Source organism: Clostridium sp. D53t1_180928_C8, assembly GCF_015667795.1.
Taxonomy (GTDB): Bacteria; Bacillota; Clostridia; order Clostridiales; family Clostridiaceae; genus Clostridium.
Map to the genome: position 1 here is coordinate 70,737 of NZ_JADPEL010000003.1, position 19,077 is coordinate 89,813.

The 19,077-nt window shown below is 28.0% G+C and carries 18 protein-coding genes and 2 riboswitches; of the genes, 1 reads left to right on the top strand and 17 read right to left on the bottom strand.

The window, feature by feature from the left end; genetic code table 11:
* Positions 1-54: 54 nt before the first annotated feature.
* Both I4V51_RS03035 and I4V51_RS03040 read right to left on the bottom strand, forming a co-directional pair.
* Positions 55-1,401, bottom strand: a complete 1,347-nt coding sequence (locus I4V51_RS03035) for a nucleobase:cation symporter-2 family protein (protein WP_195986864.1) — start codon at positions 1,399-1,401, stop codon at positions 55-57.
* Positions 1,402-1,583: 182 nt separating this feature from the next.
* A riboswitch (purine riboswitch) is annotated at positions 1,584-1,685 on the bottom strand.
* Between the two features lie 50 nt (positions 1,686-1,735).
* Entirely contained in the window at positions 1,736-2,920 is a 1,185-nt protein-coding gene (locus I4V51_RS03040; protein WP_195986865.1) for a chloride channel protein, read from the bottom strand.
* A 137-nt stretch (positions 2,921-3,057) separates the two neighbouring features.
* A riboswitch (Fluoride riboswitch) is annotated at positions 3,058-3,132 on the top strand.
* A 96-nt stretch (positions 3,133-3,228) separates the two neighbouring features.
* Between I4V51_RS03040 and I4V51_RS03045 the strand changes: the two genes are divergently transcribed.
* Complete coding sequence (locus I4V51_RS03045) at positions 3,229-4,461, top strand: cation:proton antiporter (RefSeq protein WP_195986866.1); 1,233 nt, start codon at positions 3,229-3,231, stop codon at positions 4,459-4,461.
* A gap of 97 nt (positions 4,462-4,558) precedes the next feature.
* Here the strand turns inward: I4V51_RS03045 and I4V51_RS03050 are convergent, their stop codons facing one another.
* From I4V51_RS03050 to I4V51_RS03120, 15 genes are all read right to left on the bottom strand, one after another.
* Positions 4,559-5,515 (bottom strand): BadF/BadG/BcrA/BcrD ATPase family protein, encoded by a 957-nt coding sequence (locus tag I4V51_RS03050; protein WP_195986867.1) that lies wholly within the window; start codon positions 5,513-5,515, stop codon positions 4,559-4,561.
* A gap of 11 nt (positions 5,516-5,526) precedes the next feature.
* Positions 5,527-6,621 carry a MupG family TIM beta-alpha barrel fold protein gene (locus I4V51_RS03055; RefSeq protein WP_195986868.1) on the bottom strand — a complete coding sequence of 365 codons (1,095 nt, stop codon included), beginning with the start codon at positions 6,619-6,621 and terminating at the stop codon, positions 5,527-5,529.
* A 178-nt stretch (positions 6,622-6,799) separates the two neighbouring features.
* Positions 6,800-7,108, bottom strand: coding sequence for a PTS sugar transporter subunit IIB (locus I4V51_RS03060; protein WP_195986869.1), 309 nt, complete (start codon positions 7,106-7,108; stop codon positions 6,800-6,802).
* Positions 7,109-7,255: 147 nt separating this feature from the next.
* The gene (locus tag I4V51_RS03065; protein WP_195986870.1) at positions 7,256-7,957 is read right to left on the bottom strand and encodes an alpha/beta hydrolase-fold protein; all 702 of its coding nucleotides are present in this window, start codon (positions 7,955-7,957) and stop codon (positions 7,256-7,258) included.
* Between the two features lie 95 nt (positions 7,958-8,052).
* Entirely contained in the window at positions 8,053-9,330 is a 1,278-nt protein-coding gene (locus I4V51_RS03070) for a PTS sugar transporter subunit IIC (protein ID WP_195986871.1), read from the bottom strand.
* A 140-nt stretch (positions 9,331-9,470) separates the two neighbouring features.
* On the bottom strand, positions 9,471-9,854 hold the full coding sequence (locus I4V51_RS03075; RefSeq protein ID WP_195986872.1) for a hypothetical protein: 384 nt from the start codon (positions 9,852-9,854) through the stop codon (positions 9,471-9,473).
* 1 nt (position 9,855) lies between these two features.
* Complete coding sequence (gene anmK, locus I4V51_RS03080) at positions 9,856-11,007, bottom strand: anhydro-N-acetylmuramic acid kinase AnmK (RefSeq protein WP_195986873.1); 1,152 nt, start codon at positions 11,005-11,007, stop codon at positions 9,856-9,858.
* Between the two features lie 98 nt (positions 11,008-11,105).
* Positions 11,106-11,435, bottom strand: a complete 330-nt coding sequence (locus I4V51_RS03085) for a PTS lactose/cellobiose transporter subunit IIA (RefSeq protein WP_195986874.1) — start codon at positions 11,433-11,435, stop codon at positions 11,106-11,108.
* Between the two features lie 12 nt (positions 11,436-11,447).
* Entirely contained in the window at positions 11,448-12,356 is a 909-nt protein-coding gene (murQ, locus tag I4V51_RS03090) for an N-acetylmuramic acid 6-phosphate etherase (protein ID WP_195986875.1), read from the bottom strand.
* Between the two features lie 233 nt (positions 12,357-12,589).
* Positions 12,590-13,426 carry a MurR/RpiR family transcriptional regulator gene (locus tag I4V51_RS03095; RefSeq protein WP_195986876.1) on the bottom strand — a complete coding sequence of 279 codons (837 nt, stop codon included), beginning with the start codon at positions 13,424-13,426 and terminating at the stop codon, positions 12,590-12,592.
* 207 nt (positions 13,427-13,633) lie between these two features.
* The gene (locus I4V51_RS03100; RefSeq protein WP_195986877.1) at positions 13,634-14,704 is read right to left on the bottom strand and encodes a mannose-1-phosphate guanylyltransferase; all 1,071 of its coding nucleotides are present in this window, start codon (positions 14,702-14,704) and stop codon (positions 13,634-13,636) included.
* A gap of 69 nt (positions 14,705-14,773) precedes the next feature.
* Positions 14,774-16,150 (bottom strand): aldehyde dehydrogenase, encoded by a 1,377-nt coding sequence (locus I4V51_RS03105; protein WP_195986878.1) that lies wholly within the window; start codon positions 16,148-16,150, stop codon positions 14,774-14,776.
* A 30-nt stretch (positions 16,151-16,180) separates the two neighbouring features.
* A complete protein-coding gene (locus I4V51_RS03110; protein ID WP_195986879.1) occupies positions 16,181-16,909 on the bottom strand; it encodes a DUF3298 and DUF4163 domain-containing protein in 729 nt (242 codons plus the stop codon).
* Between the two features lie 315 nt (positions 16,910-17,224).
* Positions 17,225-18,022, bottom strand: a complete 798-nt coding sequence (gene rluF, locus I4V51_RS03115) for a 23S rRNA pseudouridine(2604) synthase RluF (RefSeq protein ID WP_195986880.1) — start codon at positions 18,020-18,022, stop codon at positions 17,225-17,227.
* A gap of 60 nt (positions 18,023-18,082) precedes the next feature.
* Positions 18,083-19,075, bottom strand: a complete 993-nt coding sequence (locus I4V51_RS03120; protein WP_195986881.1) for an anti-sigma factor domain-containing protein — start codon at positions 19,073-19,075, stop codon at positions 18,083-18,085.
* Positions 19,076-19,077 lie beyond the last annotated feature (2 nt).

A 19,077-nucleotide genomic window follows, 5' to 3' on the forward strand; every position in this document is an offset into this window, starting at 1 on the left:
TAAATAAAAAAATCTCAGCAATCAAAATTTTAGATTACTGAGATTGATATTATCTTACGCTGTTACTACATTATTCATTTTTTCACTTGTAACTTTATCCTCTTTTAAAACTAAATTTAGTACTAAAGCTACTATAGTTCCAATAGAAATTCCTGATGAAAATACCATCTTGATTCCTTCTGGTAACTGAGCAATAAAGTCTGGTCTAAATGTTACTCCTAAACCTAATCCAATAGATGTAGCAATTATTAATAAACTACGTTCTGTAAGTTTAACCTTACTTAAAGTCTTTATACCAGCAGCTGCCACTGTACCAAACATAACTATTCCAACTCCCCCTAAAACAGGTTGTGGTATTTGAGTTACTAATGCTGCAACCTTAGGTAAAAATCCAAGTACAACTAATATTATACCAGCCATAACAGCTACATATTTACTAGCAACCTTAGTTAATGATATAACTCCAACATTTTGGCTAAATGATGTATTAGGGAATGAACCAACTACTCCACCAATTATACTACCTACACCATCTGCTAAAACACCTGCACCAACTTGTTCCTCTTTCATATCTATATTAGAACTTTCTCCAACTGCCTTTAAGCATCCAACAGTTTCAATTGTAGTTACAAAATATGCTGGTAAAAATGCTAATAATGCTTTAAAATCAAAAGTTACTCCATACTCAAATATCTTAGGAATCGAAATCCAGCTTGCTTCTTTAACAGCATTAAAATCAACCATTCCTAACGGAATACAAATAATATATCCAACAATCATTCCTATAAGTATAGACGCACTACTTATTATACCTTTTCCATATCTATTTAATATAAGTGTTATTACTAATACAAATCCTGCTATTCCTATATTTCTTAAGCTACCATAATCTGAAGCTCCTACTCCTCCTGCAGCCCAATCTATAGCTACTGGTAATAAAGTTAATCCAATTAAGCATACAACTGTACCTGTTACTAATGGTGGAAATAACTTCATTAATGGTTTTATAAAGAAACTTAATATAATTTCTAAAAATGCTCCTAGGATAGTTGCACCAATTATTCCTGGTAACCCAAGAACTGATCCTACTGAAATGGATGGAGATACAAACGTAAAGTCTGTTCCCATTATACAAGCAACTCTTGATCCTACTTTTCCAATTCCCTTAGCTTGTATTATAGTTGCTATTCCAGATGCTAAAATTGTTGCACTTATTAACGCCGTAGTAGTTGTTGCATCTAATCCAAGTGCACTTGCTATTACTAATGGAACTACTATTATTCCACCAAATGCTGCAAATATATGCTGAATTCCAAATAAAATTTTCTTTGGTAAGCTTGGATTATCATCAACCCCATAAGTTAAATTAATATCCGTTTCATAATTCTTTTCACATTTCATTAGGTTATCTTCCTCTCATCTTTGTATTAGTATTTCTAATAACTATAAACTTCCCTTTTATATCTAATCGGTTATTACTAAATTTTAGTAAATATTTCATACAACATACCTACCATGTAAATTGTGTCCTAAAAAAACAACGTCTCAAAACAAATTGAGGCGTTGCTATAAATTCAAATCTTATTAACTCTGCAACTCCTCGTAGTCTACTAATTTAAGGTTAATAGGTAGAAACATTCGGACCATATTACCGATTATATACGAGATTTTTTCATCTTACATACGTATTATATCACGAACATTGTATATGTCAATATTAATTTTTGTTTGTATTTTATTCATTCCATAATTGTGATGTATAAATTCCTTTATGCCCGGATACAAAAACCGCTATTATACAAACCATCATTGCAAAAACTATATCATTAGCTCCAAAAAGCTCCACATACATCATAAAACAGGCTATAGGTGCATTAGTTGCACCAGAAAAAACTCCAACAAACCCTAATGCTGCTGCAAATGCAAAAGGAACTCCAAATGTATGTGATAAAGTTGCTCCAAGAGTAGCTCCAATAACAAATAAAGGCGTAACTTCACCACCCTGATATCCAGCCCCCAAGCAAAGAGTTGTTAATATAAGTTTTATTATGAATGCCAAATAAGGAACATTACCCTCAAATGCATCACTTAATAATCCAAGGCTTAAATTATTATACAATCTATTTCCTAAAATTAATGTTGCTATTACCATTAAGGTTCCACCTACAAATATCTTTAAATAAGAATTTTTGCAGTACTTTCCTAATACCTTTTTAAACCAATGAGTCATATATACAAATAATCTGCTTGCTAACCCAAAACAAATTGCCATTACAATTACTTTTAATACCATTATTAATGAAAAAGCTTCAACTGGTGGTATTTTATAATGGCTATGCTTTACACCTAAAAGCTTAACAACGGCATTCCCAGTAATAGAAGCTATTATTGCTGAAACCATAGAGTTATAACTTAGACTACCTATATTAGCTATTTCTAAAGCAAAGATTGTTCCTGTAATAGGTGTCCCATAAACTGATGAAAATCCTGCCGCAACACCACTTATTAACAAAATTTTCTTTTCATCTACTGTACTTTTAAAACTTCTAGCTAAAGAACTTCCTACTGTTCCCCCTATTTGTACTCCTGAACCCTCTCTACCTACTGATCCACCAAAAAGATGAGTTAATATAGTCCCTAAAAAAACTAAAGGAGCCATAATAAATTTTATTTCTTCTTTACTACCATTTATATCTTCTATTATTAAATTATTTCCCTTTTGAGAATTATCACCAAACTTTGTATAAAGATAAGTCATAAAAACTCCTGATAAAGGTAAAATAAATATTAACCAATAATATTTTAAATTTAAATCAACAGCTTTTTCTAATAGTATTAAAAATATACCTATGAATAATCCTGAAATTCCACCTATTAATATAGATATTAAAGCTAACTTTATTATTGTAGTACTTTTCATTTGTTTCACTCCTTTACCCTCTTACTTATTAAGTTTCCCTAAACAAACAAATAATACCTATAAACAGAATGGTTTTAAAACTAATATTATTCCAATATTAGTTTTATTGAAATATATATTTGCTTATGATATAATCAAGAACTGTAGGGAATGAAGTTCTCCCTTGATAATTATCAAAACCGCTTATTATAGCTAATGACTTCTACAACTTTTTTTGTTGTAGAAATCATTAGCTTTTTTTTATTTACAACTGAAATATAAAATTCAGTTCTTCATCAAATTTAAATACAACTTTAAGGAGAATTATTATGTTAACGAAAGTTTTTTTAATCATTTTAAGTCTATTTTTAATTGGACTTTTAGCAAATTATGCAGGAAAGCTAGTAGAATTTATAAAACTTCCATCACTTATAGGAATGATTTTACTAGGTATGTTTATAGGTCCTTCATTTTTAAATGTTATTCCAAAAATAACATTAGATATAGCACCATATATTAAAGATATTGCATTAGTAACAGTATTATTTATAGGAGGACTAGGAATAAGCTTAAATCAAATGAAGAAAATAGGTAGACCTGCTGTTTTATTAAGCGTTATTCCTGCTACTTTAGAAGGATTAACTATTGCTCTTTTATCTATGATATTTTTAAAATTCACCTTTGTACAAGGAGCTATTTTAGGCTTTATAATTGCTGCTGTAAGTCCAGCTGTTTTAGTTCCTTCAATGGTTGATTTAATAAAAAGAAAAATTGGACAAGATAAGGCAATACCACAAATGCTTTTAGTAGGTGCTTCTGCAGATGATACAGTTGCAATTACCTTATTTACAACATTTTTAGGCATTTATATGTCTGGTGTAAGTGGAAAATCAGTATCTATTTCTAAAGAACTTATATCAATTCCTCTTACTATACTTATAAGTATTGCTATTGGATGGCTTCTTTCCCTTTTAACTAAAGGTATTTTAAAATCTATAAATAATAATGTATTTAGGGTGACTTTTGCTTTATTTATTTGTTTATTAATTAGATTTGTAGAAAATAATTTTCATTTAGAAATGTTTAATTCTTTATTAACTATAATGATTTATGGATTTTTCTTAAGAACTTATTTAGATGATCTGGCTAAAAAAATTCAAGATGGAATTAATGTTATTTGGAAGTATGGAAAATTATATTTATTTACCTTTGTAGGTATGGCCATTAATCCAAGTCTTGTTGGCGAATACCTATGGATTGGTATAGGAATGCTTATTATATCTTTAACTGTACGTTCTATAGGTGTAGTTATTTCATTAATAGGTACTGATTTATCATTTAAAGAAAGAGTTTTTTGTGTAATTGCATATTTACCTAAAGCAACTGTCCAATCAGCAAAAGCTGGAATACCTCTTCAAATGGGAGTTGTTGGTGGAGAAATAATGCAAGCTATCGCTATTTTAAGTGTTTTAGTAACTGCTCCAATTGGTGCTATTGGTATAAAAGTTACATCTTCAAAATTATTAAACCAAGGAAATAATAATGATGAAATAGCAATCTAGAGTTAGATTTATATTTACTTTTATCCTTATATATTCATAACATAATAAAAGTAACAAATTAAAATCATTAGAATTTAATTTGTTACTTTTATTTAAACTATCTAAATTTTTTCATATTATTAATTAATTCTTTAGTTTGTATGTTACCTGATTTTTTATATGCAAGTAAACAAGCACCTAAATGTGGTGGTAATTCTGGTGGCATAAGTTTTACATTATACTTATTTAACTTATTTATTATAGGGTCTAATATTAAATCACCAGACTTAAATACACCACCCGTATATGAAACTAAAATTTCCTTATCACCTTTAAAATTACTTATAAGAACCTTTATTATTTCCGCTAATTCATCTCCAGCTTCTTTAAAAACTCTTATAGCATTTTCATCATTTTTTAATGCTGCTACAAAACAAAAATATGCTAATTTTGCAATTTCCCCTCTATCATTTTTAATTTTCTCATTTAAAAATGTAATTATTTCATTTTCATCTTTTAAATTTAGCTCTTTCATGAATACATCATAAAGAGCTCCTTTTTTAAGTCTTCCATCACATTCTTTACTGAAAGTTTGTATAGCTTTTTTTCCTATCCAAAAAGCTGATCCCTCATCTCCAACAGAAGCTCCCCAGCCTCCGCATCTCTCTACCTTATCACCATTTATTGAAAGTCCAATAGACCCTGTACCAGCAATTATGTTTATACCATCGTTACCACTTAAGGCACCTGCTATAGCTACTCTAACATCACTATCTATAGTATAGTCTAAACCTTTAAATACTTCTGCAACAGTAGCTTCTATTTTAGGTTTAGCCTCTTTAACCTTTCCATAGCCTGCTAATCCTAAAAATGAATGCTTAATTTCTTTTCTAGAAATATTAGATTCATCAATAATATATTTTAAACCATTCTTTAAAAGTTCTTTAATCCCATCAAACCCTATTTGATTAAAATGACAAGTCCCCATAGTTATTGAATGTATAACCACTCCATTTTTATCCATTAAAGTAAAGGTAGTCTTAGTACCTCCACCATCAACCCCTAAAAAATACATACTATATCTCCTTATTTAGTTTCTTTAAAACTGAATTTTTGCCATGGTTTAATATAATCTAATATAAATATTTCTTCTTCTCTTATATGACCTACCACATTTGATTTCCCACTATTAACCATATCATTTAATGCAATTTGAACTTCTCCTGCATAATGACCATATTCACTACTTTCTATTATTATATCTCCTCTTTTTATTACTTCTGGAGCATTGAATAATGCAAAATAATGTCCCTTATATTTAACACGACTTTGAGTAGATCTTAAGAAATTATCAGATACATCTCCTCTATTAAAATGCATTTCTTCAAAAAGAATTTTTCTTTCGATTTCTGGTGTATTTTCATTTAATGTTATATCAAATGTAACCATATCTTTTCTCATTGATCCAATAGCTTGTAATTCTTCATCTGTTGGATAACAATTTGAAATTATAATATCATTTATATTCCCTAAAGCAATTAAATGCTTAGCTTGAACATCTATAGGTAGATTTCTATGTAGTTCTAAAGTTGGTAATCCATATGTTACAGGCCATGGTCCAAATGTATCTTCTTTTTGACTTGTTATAAATGCTGCTGTTCTTAAACCATACTTTGTAAAGTTTTCTGTACATTTCATAAAATGATCAAAATTTAATCCACTATAATTATGAGGATAGAAATTATGACATCCAATTAAATTATCCTTATTAGGCATATAATCCATTATTGTATCTATATAATGAGTATTATTACTCATATTTATTTCTATTTTTAAACCTTGTGGATTAAATGTCATTAGTGATTCTTCTGAGCCAGTAAATCCAGCATCTAATCTTAATCCATCAGCTCCGATTTCTTTAAAGAAACTTAAGTCATTATAACTAATTCCTAAGTTTTCAAATACTCTTGGACTTACATCCACTATTATTTCAAATCCCTTTGCTTTTGCATATTCATTAGTAACCTTAAATTTTCTAACTATTTCTTCCTTACTTTCCTCTACTGATAAAAGACAAGAGAAAATTCTTGAAAATCCTTGTTTTGCAGCTCTATCTATATAATTTAAAATTTCTTTTTCTGTCGATTTTTCCTGATATATTGATATTCCTAATTTCCCCATTTCATTTCTCCTTTTATTACTTTTACAATGTTAATTATTTATATTTTATATAATTAAAGTGATGAATTTATTATTCATCACTTTATATCATTTATTAAATAACTATTCTCTATTCTTCTAAATTATAAAGTTAATTTACTAACTCTAACATTTAGAATTCATTTATGTTTACTATTTATTACTTTCCTAATAATTCATTAACTTGCTTAAATAATTTTGGTCCACCTAATGGGCTATAAGCTTGTGGTTGAATTAAAGCACATGGAACTCCAGCACTACTAGCTGCTTCCTTTAATATCTCAAATCTATGTCTGATTTGTGGAGCAACCATTGATACATCCCATCCATTTTTAACTTCTTGTTCAAATTCTTGAGTACTTACTGCAAGAACTTCCATTTCAACGCCATTCTTTTCAGCTTCCTTTTTTAATGCATTTACTGCTATTGCACTTGACATTCCTTGTGAACAAACAAATAATACTTTCATCTCTAGTCCTCCTAAAATTAAGCTCTTTTGAAATCATTTTCAACTTACTTAAATTATAATACCTTTTTAAAACTTTTGCAATATATTTTTTTATTTTTTTAACTATTTTAACGAAATTTTATTTCACTAAGTGATATCTCATTTTATTTAAAATACTATTTTAAAAGCTTTTTTAATTCCTTGTGTCACGACTTTACTATCATGATTTCCATCAATATAATATTTCTTAATGTGAATATTATTTTCTTCGCAATAGTCTACAAACTTATAGCAATTAGAAATATCTACTATCTCATCTTGTAAGCCATGAATTAATATATAATTATTTTTATTTAAATTTTCTACATTTCTAAACCAGCTATTATTAATCCATTTCTCTTCATCAAAAGGCTTTCCAAAAGCACACATTTTTCTAACACTAGCTTCTACTGGTGGAATTGGGTTCCATATTGCTGGTGAAATTAATATTATATTTTCAAATAAATCTGGATACTTTAATGATAATCTTAAAGCTCCAAATGCACCCATTGAGACTCCTCCTAATGTAAGTGTTTTTATATTAATACACTCTGTTAAAAATGGAAGTAAATCATTTATTATTGCTTTTTCTACCTTACCTAAATAATAAGAGTTAAAACCATTTGGTAATATAACTATTTTATCTTTATACTTTTCCATTATTTCATTAAGTGGAACTCTATCAACTAAGGTTCTATTATTTCCATTAGTACCGTGTAGTAATATTACCACATCATATTCTTTATTTTTTAAATAATTATCTGGATAATATGCTGTAAAGCACCAATCCATTTCTAGTTCTGCTGAATATATAAAATTAGTTGTAATCATATTTTTACTCCTGTACACTTAACTTTTATTGTTCTCCTTGAAATATTCTACTTTATAAAAAAAGAAGACTCATAAAGTCTTCTTTCTATCTAAATTTAAGCCGCTTGTTCTTCTTCTCCTAATTCTTCAGCTAATAGCTTATTGTCATACATTTTAAAGAATGGATAATAAATTACAATTGAAACTATTGTTAAAATTACACCTAATAACGCTGCTGTCCAACTACCACCTGTAGCCATAAATGCAAATATTGGTGCAGGTAATGTCCATGGAGCAGCTATATACATAGCTGGAACAAATCCTGAAACTGTTGCTGCCCAAGCTATTATTATATTTACTATTGGAGCAAGAATAAATGGTATTATAAGTATTGGATTTAATACTATTGGAGCTCCGAACATAATTGGTTCATTAATATTAAATATTGCTGGTATTACCGTAGTTTTTCCTAACATCTTTCCATACTTTGATTTAGCTCTTAGTGCTAAAAGTATTGCTAGACCTAAAGTTGCACCTGCTCCCCCTATCATAACAAATCCTTGGAAGAATTGTTCTGGGAATATATGTGGTGCCGCTTGTCCTGCTGCAACTGCTGCTGAATTACCATCTAATAATGTTAACCATAAAGGTCTTGCTAATGATCCTATAATACTCATTCCATGGATACCAAATGACCAGAAAAATCCTATTAAAGTAGAAATTAATATTGCTGATGGTAATGTATCTGTAGCACTTACTAATGGAGATACTACTTTACCAATTATTCCATGCCAGTCAATTCCTAAGAAGTATGTAAATATTGCAAAGAATGTAATTATAATTGCTGCTGGTGTTAATGCTTCAAAGCTTCTTGATACTGATGGTGGAACTTGATCTGGCATTTTTATAACTATATTTTTAGTTTTAGTAAATCTTAATACTTCAACTGCAAATATAGATGTTAAAATTGCAACGAACATTCCGCCACCACCAAGGTTTGCCATAGGCATTGCCCATCCCATACCTTCAACTGTTTGTGGTACTAATGTTAATAAAAATGATGTAGCTGCTAAAGTTCCTCCAGTAACTCCATCAAGGTTATAAGATTTAGCTAAGCTATATCCTATTCCCCAAGCTGCATATAAAGACATTATATACATTGTCATTCTATATGGTAAAAGTATTGTTCCTGAATGTTCACTTAACCATGTTTTTATTGCCGTTCCCTCTGGGAATGGGAATAAAGCTATTATTAAAAATAAACTTCCAACTATTATAAGCGGTAAAGTTGAAATTATACCGTCTCTTACTGCTCTTAAGTGACGCTGCTCAGCTAATTTAGCCATAGGTGTAGAAAGTTTTTCATCTAAAAACGTACTTAACTTTTCTAACATTTTGTTTCCCCCTCGTTTCTTACATTTATGAAATGGTTTTCTTCTGTTTACAATTTCATTTTATCATCTCGCGAAATTGTTTGCAATATTTTTTTGAAATATTTATTATTTTTTTGAAATATTATTTCCCGATTCTTTTATTACACATATACACTCATAATTAACCATAAGAATCCTATTATGCAAAAAGATACTGAAAAAATTAAATATGTATACCAAAACTTTTTACAATAACCTATTTTACTTTCAATAAAATATCTTGAATATGCTACAGCATAACTTGTAATTAAGGTGTTTGCTATTATAGCAGTAACCTCAAAGCTTAATCCAACAAATTGTAAAATCATAGGTATAATTAAAGTAGCTATAACCGCTGCACCTACTATTAATAAAGCACTTTTAAATCCAAATGTAGGTATGTCATAATCTGTTTTAGTTCTTCTCATATCTCCCACAGGCATTTTAAAGCCTTGTTGATTGTTTTTTAAATTTTTCTTTTCATTTGTTAATTTATTTGCACTCATTTTACACGCTCCTAATTGGACTTGGTGTGATATTACCTAATATAACCTTCTCCCGTGCGCCAGTTGCACTTGGTACATTAGAAAAATTATTATGTAAAGTTTCATTTCCTAATATAACAAAAGCAATAGCTTCCTTTGCATCTGAAGATAAACCAATTTCATCTTGAGTAACTATATTTATATTAGGCAATTCATATCTTAAATATTCTAATAAAGTTTTATTATGTGCACCTCCACCACCAATAATGATTTTATCTAATTGAATTTTATCCATTACGAAATTTTTATAATTTTCAGCAATAGACTTTGCTGTGAACATAGTTACTGTAGCTAAAATATCTTCCGGCTTTTTATTTTTATATTTTTTTAATAATTCCTCTACAAACTGCTGTCCAAAATCTTCTCTTCCTGTAGTTTTAGGTGGAAGTAATTTAATATATGAATGAGACATTAGATTATCTAACATATCATTTTGAATCTCACCTGTAGCTGCAATCTTTCCATCATTATCATAGTTCAATTTAAATAATCTTTGACATAACTCATCGATTATCATATTTCCTGGTCCTGTATCAAACGCAAATATACTATTAATATCTCCATCTTTAGGGATAACAGTAACGTTTCCTATTCCTCCAATGTTTTGAAGTGCTACATTTTCTTTTTCACTTCCATAAAGAATATATTCACTATATGGAACTAATGGAGCCCCTTCTCCACCTGATGCCATATCCATAACCCTAAAATTAGATATAACCTTTATACCTGTTTCATAAGCTATAACTGCTGGTTCTCCTATTTGTAATGTTGATGATATAAAACTATCCCTATTTTTAGGTAAATGATATATTGTCTGACCATGAGATGCTATAAACGCTAATCTTTCCAAGTCTATATGAGCATTATCACATACTTTTTTAGTAGCTTCAGCAAATAAATATCCTAGTTTAAAATTTAAACTACATATTAAATCTACTGATGAATCTTGCTCTGAACAAGCCTTCTTAATTTCATCTTTTATATCCGAAGGTATTGATATAGTTATAAATTTAATTAATTCAAGCTTAGTATTCTTCCCAACTCCATTAATTTTAACTAAAGCTGCATCTATTCCATCTAAAGATGTCCCTGACATTAATCCTACTGCGTACATAACACCCTCCATTTAATTTTAATATCCAAATTTTACATAAATATTATAGATTTTATGTATATAAAAAGGATTGTTTAAAACAACCCCCTTTAAATTTATTATAGCTTAGCTAATTTAGTATCTATTATTTTATACATTTTAATCATTTTTTCGATTAAGTTTCTAGCTTCAATAGCTGTCATTAAGTGATCTTGAGCGTGTACGAAAAGAACTGAAACCTCTGTGTGTTCTCCTCTAGCCTCTGCTTGAATTATATCTGTTTGAACTTTATGGGCTTGATTTAAAGCTTCATCTGACTCCTTTAATAATCTTTCTGCTTCTTCAAAATTGCCCTTTTCTGCTGCTTCTAAAGCTTCATATGCTAACCCTTTAGCTGTTCCACCTGTACTGATTATTTCAAAAATTATTAATTCCATTTGTTCTGTCATTTTAACTTCCTCCTATGCATTAACACTTTCTAAAGCTTTTCTTATATTGTTATCGTTTTTATTTAAAGCATCTATACTTTGTTTTTTATTTAAATTTGATAATATCATAAATATTGAAAGACGAACGTCATCTTCAGTAATATTCATATATTCTTCTGCAACATCTCTTGTACAACCTGTACATTTCATTATTATTCCCTTAGCTCTTTCAACAAGTTTTTCATTTGTTGCTTTTACATCTATCATAAGATTTCCATAAACTTTCCCTAATTTAATCATTACTCCTGTTGAAATCATATTAAGAACCATTTTTTGAGCTGTTCCAGATTTCATTCTTGTTGATCCTGTTACTACCTCTGCACCTACTACTACTTCAATAGGATACTCTGCACATTTCGAAATTTCCGAACCATTTACACAAGAAACTGCTCCTGTTCCAGCACCTACTAATTTAGCATATTCAAGTCCACCAATAACATATGGCGTTCTTCCTGATGCAGCTAAACCTATAACCATATCTTTTTCAGTTAAATTTATATCTTTTAAATCTTCAACTGCTAATTCTTTAGAATCTTCTGCACCTTCTTTAGCTTTAAACATAGCCTCTCTTCCACCAGCCATTATTCCTTGAACTAACCCAAAATCGACTCCATAAGTTGGAGGACATTCTGAAGCATCTAAAACCCCTAACCTTCCTGATGTTCCAGCACCTATATAAATTAATCTTCCACCGTTCTTTATTCTATTAAAAGTTTCATCCACAGCCCTAGCTATGTCAGGAATAACTTTTTCAACAGCTAATGCTACTTTTTTATCTTCATTATTTATAGTAGTAATCATATCTATAGTAGATAAACTATCAATATTCTTAGTATTCTCATTTACTTGTTCTGTATCCAACCCTTGTAAATTTATTTTCATTACTGTCACCCCCACTTTTATGTTAATCTTATTATATATGGTTTCAAATAAAATTTCAATATTTTTTATTTTTTTTAGAAATTTTATTTCTGTAAACATATTCTAAAACTGTTTTTGTCCATATTTTATATAAAGTTATAAAAACTAATACCAAATAAAAGGCTATATTAAATTATCTATAAATATAGATATGATTTAATATAGCCTTTTAGTAATATATTTTTTATTTTAAGTTATTTGATACTATGTACAATATCTCTTGTTGTTTTAATATACTCTTTAGTCTTACCAAAATCATTTTTAGCAACTCCTAAGTATAATATATCAATTATTGTTAATGCATCTATTCTTGAAGTTATAGCACCAACCCTTAATTCTTTTTCATAATTTGGTAAATATATAGTATAATCTGCAATTTTAGATAGTGAATTTTTATTATATCTAGTAATAGCTATAGTTTCCGCCCCATTTTCTTTTGCTAACTTTAAAGGAAGATTAACTTCTTTTGTTTCTCCACTATAACTTATTCCTATTGCTATATCACCCTTTTCAATATGCACAGCAGATGATATTTGGGTATGTGGATCCATTTGATATAAAGTACTTTTATTTATTCTAAGAAGCTTTTGTTGTAAATCCATTGCAACTAATCCTGAAGCACCTATTCCAAACAAATAAATTCTTTTAGATTTAGTCATAGCTTCTATAGCATTTTTTATAGTATCAGTATTCATTAGTTCCATAGTTTCTTCAATACTTGATATATTAGAAACCTTAACTTTTCTTATTATATCTTTTATAGTATCATCTTCATTTATAATTACACTAGTATCATTTTCCTTCTCATCTCTATCTTTCGCTAAATCTACCTTTAACGCAGTAAAACCCTTATATCCAAGAGTTTTTGAAAACCTAACAACTGCTGCTGGTGAAATGTCAGCTTTATCAGATAAATCCTGAGCTGATAAACCTATAACCTCATCTTTATTTTTAAGAATGTACTCTGCTAATTTTCTTTCCGTATTTGTAAAACTATTAAACCCTTCTTTAATCTTAAATATGCAACTCATAAAATCACCTTTCATTAGTTTTATTTATATTTATATCTTATAATGCTATCTAATTATACTTTAATTCTTCCCCCTATTATAAACTTTATATTTAAATATTATCTTTTAAAGCTATTTTCTGCAATATTTATATATATTTTTATCCAAATAAAAAAGTGATAAATTGAATTTACTATTAAAACCCAATTTATCACTTTTAAATTAACATTAAATAAACGCTCCAAATTCAGGACTATCATTAATATCATTAAGCAAATGCTTAATTTCTTGATCCTTGTCTTTATCCATAACTAGGATAACATCTCCTGCATCAACAACTACTATATCCTTAACTCCAAAACCAATAATAAGCTTCTCATCTCCTCCAAATATGGAGCAATTCTCACAGTCTTGGATATAAACGTTATTACTTATCTTATTATTTCTATATTCATTTAAATATCTGCTTAAAGCACTAAAACTTCCAATATCATCCCACTTAAAAGTTCCTTTAATTACATATGCCTTTCTAGTTCTTTGCATTACTCCAAAATCTATAGAAATACCGTCTATTTTTTCGTATTCTTCAATAGTTACTTCCTCTTCATCTTCTTCACCTAAATGCTGATATATATTCATTAATGACTTATACATCTTAGGTAAATATTTTTCGATTTCTCTTAATATAACATCTGCTCTAAAAACAAACATACCTGAATTCCATAGATAAGTTCCTTTTAATAAAAAATCCTTAGCTACTTCAATATTAGGTTTTTCCGTAAATCTTGCAATTCTATATGCTTGAGATGCAGATGCTATTCTTTCCCCCATCTCAATATATCCATAACCAGTCTCAGGCCTAGTTGGAGTAATTCCTATTGTAACTATTCCTCTACGTCTATTAGCTATTTCAATAGCTTCTGATAGTGTATCTAAATAATCCTTTTGACCTTCAATATGATGATCAGAAGGTAAAACCACCATTACAGCATCATTATCTTTTTTTAATAACTTAATAGCTGATAGCCCTATACAAGTAGCAGTTTCTTTATTCGCTGGTTCAGTAAATATATTTTCAGAATTAACGTCTGATAACTCACCTCTTATTTTTTCTAAATAATCCTTGTTAGTTACCACATAAATATTATCCTTCTTAATTAAAGGAGTAATTCTTTCAACTGTATTTACTAAAAAGCTTTTATTATTAATAACCTTTAAAAATTGTTTAGGTTGATTTGCCCTTGATAAAGGATATAGCCTTGTACCTTTTCCTCCAGCTAAAATTAGCGCGTATATCACAAAATTCCACTCCACGTAGTACTATGATTTATTATATGAGTGCCTTTTGCCAATTGTGAAATCATAATATTATTTCATTACCTTCTTTAAGATATTTATTTTTTCCTTATAAGGCGCAAATCTTATATTAAATTCTACAAATGTCCCCCTTTTCATTACTGACCTTTTATGGGTAAAAGTATCAAAACTCGCTTTACCATGATAGTTTCCAATACCACTATTTCCAACCCCCCCAAATGGTAAATTTCCATTAGCAACATGAATTATAGTATCATTTATAGTTACCCCCCCTGAAGTGGTAGCTCTTAAAATATAATTAATATTTTTCTTATTTTCTGAAAAATAATATAGAGCTAATGGTTTTTCTCTTCTATTAATAAAATCTATTATGTTTTCTATATTATCAAATTCTATAACTGGTAATATAGGACCAAATATTTCTTCAGTCATTACAGCTGAATTAACATCAGTATTAACTAATATTGTAGGTTCCATATATAACTCTAAATTATCAAAGCTACCACCATAATATACTTCACTATCTTTAATATAATTACTTAATCTATTCAATGAGTTGTTATTAACTATACGTGGGTAATCTGGACTATTTTTTACTTCTTCCCCAAATTGTTTATGTATTTCATTAATAATTAATTTTAATAACTTTTCTTTAATATTTTTATGAACGCATAAATAATCAGGAGCGACACAAGTCTGACCTGCATTTAAAAACTTTCCCCAAACTATTCTTTTAGCCGCAAGTTCAAGTTTTGCATCGTTATCTACTATACATGGACTTTTCCCACCCAGCTCAAGTGTTATAGGTGTTAAGTTTTTAGCTGCTTTTTCCATAATTATTTTTCCAACTCTAACACTCCCAGTAAAGAATATATAATCAAATGGTAATTCTAACAAATACGAAACTGCTTCTTTTCCTTCTAAAGGACTAACTACCTTTAAATACTCTTCTTCAAAATTCTCATTAATTATTTCTTCCAATAATATTGATATATTTTTTGTGTTTTCTGATGGCTTTATTATGGCTGTATTACCAGCAGAAATAGCTCCAATTAATGGAGCTATTACTAATTGGAAGGGATAGTTAAACGGACCTATAATTAAAGTTACACCATAAGGTTCCTTATATATATAACTTTTAGAAGGATAATATATTATTGATGATTTTTTTCTTTCTATCCTTGCCCACTTTTTAATATTTTTTATATGCACATTAATTTCGTCATATACAATGCCAATTTCAGTTGCATAACTTTCAAAATTAGATTTTCCTAAATCTTTATTCAACGCTTCTAAAATTTTATTTTCATTTACCTTTATTACTTCTTTTAATTTTCTTAAATTATCTATTCTAAAATTAATATCATTTGTTTTTCCTAAATAAAAAAATTCCTTTTGCTTATTAAATACTGACTTTATATCATTCATATTCTAAACCTCTTATTTTGAAAATTTATATTATATTTTACCATAATTAAAATTTCCTTCAAGAAGCTTATTAGAAATAATAAATTCTGATATACCTGATGCATATGGTGCTATTTCATATAATCCAAAATAAACTACAAGAGTATTATTTTTTATATAGAAATTTTGATTATCATTTATCCCATTAAATCCATCCTTCCCTGTAAAATATCTATCTGGATCCTTACTTATCTGTCTTCTTATTTCATTGTTAATTACATCTTTATAATTGAAATCTTCTTTAAAAATATCTTTTAGCTGCAACTCTTTGCCACTTACCTTTTCTATGTTATAAGAAATTCTATTTGTTATACCATGAGCTCCTCCTGAAAACTGATAGTAATCTATATAAAAGCTAATTATATCTGAATTATTGGTAACTTTATATCTAGCATATAATTGATATGATATTAATGGTGCAGGGGTATCTTTAAAGTATTCATCTGCAATTTCTTTAACTTCATTAATCCAATTTTCTGTCCACTTTACAATCTTATTATTAATTACCTCTTGTTGCTTTTCATTTTCCACACCATTTATTTGTGGAATAACTACATTAATATCTAAATAGTTATTTTTAGACTTATATACTTTATCCACAATTTGAATATTAGTTTTATCTTCATTTAATTCACTAGTTTTCAACATAGCCTGTGGATAACTTAAACTACTTATCAACAATACTAATACTACTAAAAACCACATTTTTAGCCACTTCATAAAATATCCCTCCTCTATATTCGCTAAAATTTACATTTATTTTATTATTATCTACAATAAAGGTAATAATTATTAACTTACCTATCAACATTTTTTTAACAAGTTATCCACAGGTGCCTGTGGATTATGTGTGTAACCTCTATTTTTTGTTAATTTTATAAATATATTTCATATTTATATTTTATTTCATATTGATTTTATCCACAGCCTATATATAGTATTAATAAAATCTCTATAATCTAAACCCTAAATATAAAAATAAACCATAACACAATAGTAAATTTATTTTTATCATTGTATTATGGTTTCAATTGACTATTTATTTAATTGTTCTTCTTCATCAACATCTTTGGTTTTTCCTGATGTTGATATTAGATTATTTAATCCCTTTAACTCTTTATAAGTTAAATCTCTCCATTCACCCATTCTTAATTCGCCTAGATTTATATTCATAATTCTAACTCTTTTTAGCTTTACAACTTCATACCCTAACGCTTCACACATTCTTCTTATCTGTCTATTTAAACCTTGTGTTAATATTATTCTAAAAGTATTATTACCTTCTTTTTTAACATAACACTTCTTAGTAACTTGCCCTAAAATTTTAATTCCATTACTCATTCTTCTTACAAATTCTTCATTTATAGGTTTATTTACAGTTACTATATATTCTTTTTCATGATTATTCCCAGCTCGTAATATCTTATTAACTATATCGCCATCATTAGTCATTAATATTAACCCTTGAGAGTCCTTATCTAGTCTTCCTATTGGAAATATCCTTTTTTTATGATTTACAAAATCAACTATATTTCCTTTAACTTTATGCTCTGTTGTACAAGTAATTCCCACTGGCTTGTTTAATACTATATAAACTAAATCTTCTTCTTTAGAAATTAACTTACCATTTACTTTAACTATTTGACCCTTTGATACTTTAGTTCCCATAGTAGCTTTAACACCATCAATAGTTACTACTCCATTTTCTATTAACTTATCTGCCTCTCTTCTTGAACAAAAGCCTGATTCACTTATATACTTATTTAATCTAACCGTATCTCCTCTATCATTATGAACAATTACATTTTTATTTTTTATCGACTTTTGTTTCATATTTACCTTCCTTTGTTTAGTTTAACTTTAAATTTAATTATTTATTTTACTACTCTTAACTTAATCTAATTTATGTTCAGATCCTGAATTATTAAATCTCACTTTTAAATCTTTTTTATAAATAAGATCTGCTGTTTCATCAAGACTATTATGTTTTAAAGCTTTCCCAGTAATTGTTACAACTATTCCTGAACTCTTTATCATTTCATTTTCATTAGCATACTCTATAATTTTGCATATAGCTTTATCAACATTATTATCTAAAATACTAGTTTCTTCAATTAATATTTTTCCCTTTTCAGTAGATGCGCTAATATTTAAGACTCTATTAAATCCGTTTATTTCTAATCTAATCTGTGAAGTGGTTTCTACTACCACAGTGCTAACCACATTATTATATTTATATACTACAGATAAAATAAAAATTAATGTAAAAACAGATATAATAGATATATATAATTTATAATCTTTTAAACTCTTTTTTTCTAGTGCTTTTATTTCTTCACCGTTAGAATAACACTCTTTTATTTTTAACTTTTTAAACTCACCAAGAGAAGTAATAACAATAGCATTTTTCTTATTGCTTTCTAAAACAACTCCACTAACCCCTATTTTCTCTTCATATTCAATTATATCTTTTCCTAAATCTTCGTCAGTATTTTCAACTATTTGAATATACTCTTGTAAATTTTTATAATTTGGATTACCAAATATTAATGTATATGCAATTATATATTCTCTATACTTTTCAAGATATTTTTTGTCAACTCTAGTTAATATATGTAAAGTATCAACTGGAATATCTTCTTTATTTATAAAATCATCATATAATTCAATATTACTAGTTATAAACATTGCTATATTTAATAACTCATTTCTAGTTGAATAACTTACGTTATCCTTAACTAAATCTCTTATTAAAACTTTATATTTTAATAATTCTGAAGCAAGTGTTGTTATTTGTTGTTTTCTTGATTCTATTATCTCATCACTGATCAATATTAATGGTTTTATTGAAGAAAATCTGTATTTATTATTATGAAACTTGTCCATTT

Bases quoted from the DNA above. Each gene is read 5' to 3' on its own strand.
- I4V51_RS03035 (WP_195986864.1), bottom strand. From the start codon at position 1,401: ATGAAATGTGAAAAGAATTATGAAACGGATATTAATTTAACTTATGGG.
- I4V51_RS03040 (WP_195986865.1), bottom strand. From the start codon at position 2,920: ATGAAAAGTACTACAATAATAAAGTTAGCTTTAATATCTATATTAATA.
- I4V51_RS03045 (WP_195986866.1), top strand. From the start codon at position 3,229: ATGTTAACGAAAGTTTTTTTAATCATTTTAAGTCTATTTTTAATTGGA.
- I4V51_RS03050 (WP_195986867.1), bottom strand. From the start codon at position 5,515: ATGTATTTTTTAGGGGTTGATGGTGGAGGTACTAAGACTACCTTTACT.
- I4V51_RS03055 (WP_195986868.1), bottom strand. From the start codon at position 6,621: ATGGGGAAATTAGGAATATCAATATATCAGGAAAAATCGACAGAAAAA.
- I4V51_RS03060 (WP_195986869.1), bottom strand. From the start codon at position 7,108: ATGAAAGTATTATTTGTTTGTTCACAAGGAATGTCAAGTGCAATAGCA.
- I4V51_RS03065 (WP_195986870.1), bottom strand. From the start codon at position 7,957: ATGATTACAACTAATTTTATATATTCAGCAGAACTAGAAATGGATTGG.
- I4V51_RS03070 (WP_195986871.1), bottom strand. From the start codon at position 9,330: ATGTTAGAAAAGTTAAGTACGTTTTTAGATGAAAAACTTTCTACACCT.
- I4V51_RS03075 (WP_195986872.1), bottom strand. From the start codon at position 9,854: ATGAGTGCAAATAAATTAACAAATGAAAAGAAAAATTTAAAAAACAAT.
- anmK (WP_195986873.1), bottom strand. From the start codon at position 11,007: ATGTACGCAGTAGGATTAATGTCAGGGACATCTTTAGATGGAATAGAT.
- I4V51_RS03085 (WP_195986874.1), bottom strand. From the start codon at position 11,435: ATGACAGAACAAATGGAATTAATAATTTTTGAAATAATCAGTACAGGT.
- murQ (WP_195986875.1), bottom strand. From the start codon at position 12,356: ATGAAAATAAATTTACAAGGGTTGGATACAGAACAAGTAAATGAGAAT.
- I4V51_RS03095 (WP_195986876.1), bottom strand. From the start codon at position 13,426: ATGAGTTGCATATTTAAGATTAAAGAAGGGTTTAATAGTTTTACAAAT.
- I4V51_RS03105 (WP_195986878.1), bottom strand. From the start codon at position 16,150: ATGAATGATATAAAGTCAGTATTTAATAAGCAAAAGGAATTTTTTTAT.
- I4V51_RS03110 (WP_195986879.1), bottom strand. From the start codon at position 16,909: ATGAAGTGGCTAAAAATGTGGTTTTTAGTAGTATTAGTATTGTTGATA.
- rluF (WP_195986880.1), bottom strand. From the start codon at position 18,022: ATGAAACAAAAGTCGATAAAAAATAAAAATGTAATTGTTCATAATGAT.
- I4V51_RS03120 (WP_195986881.1), bottom strand. From the start codon at position 19,075: ATGGACAAGTTTCATAATAATAAATACAGATTTTCTTCAATAAAACCA.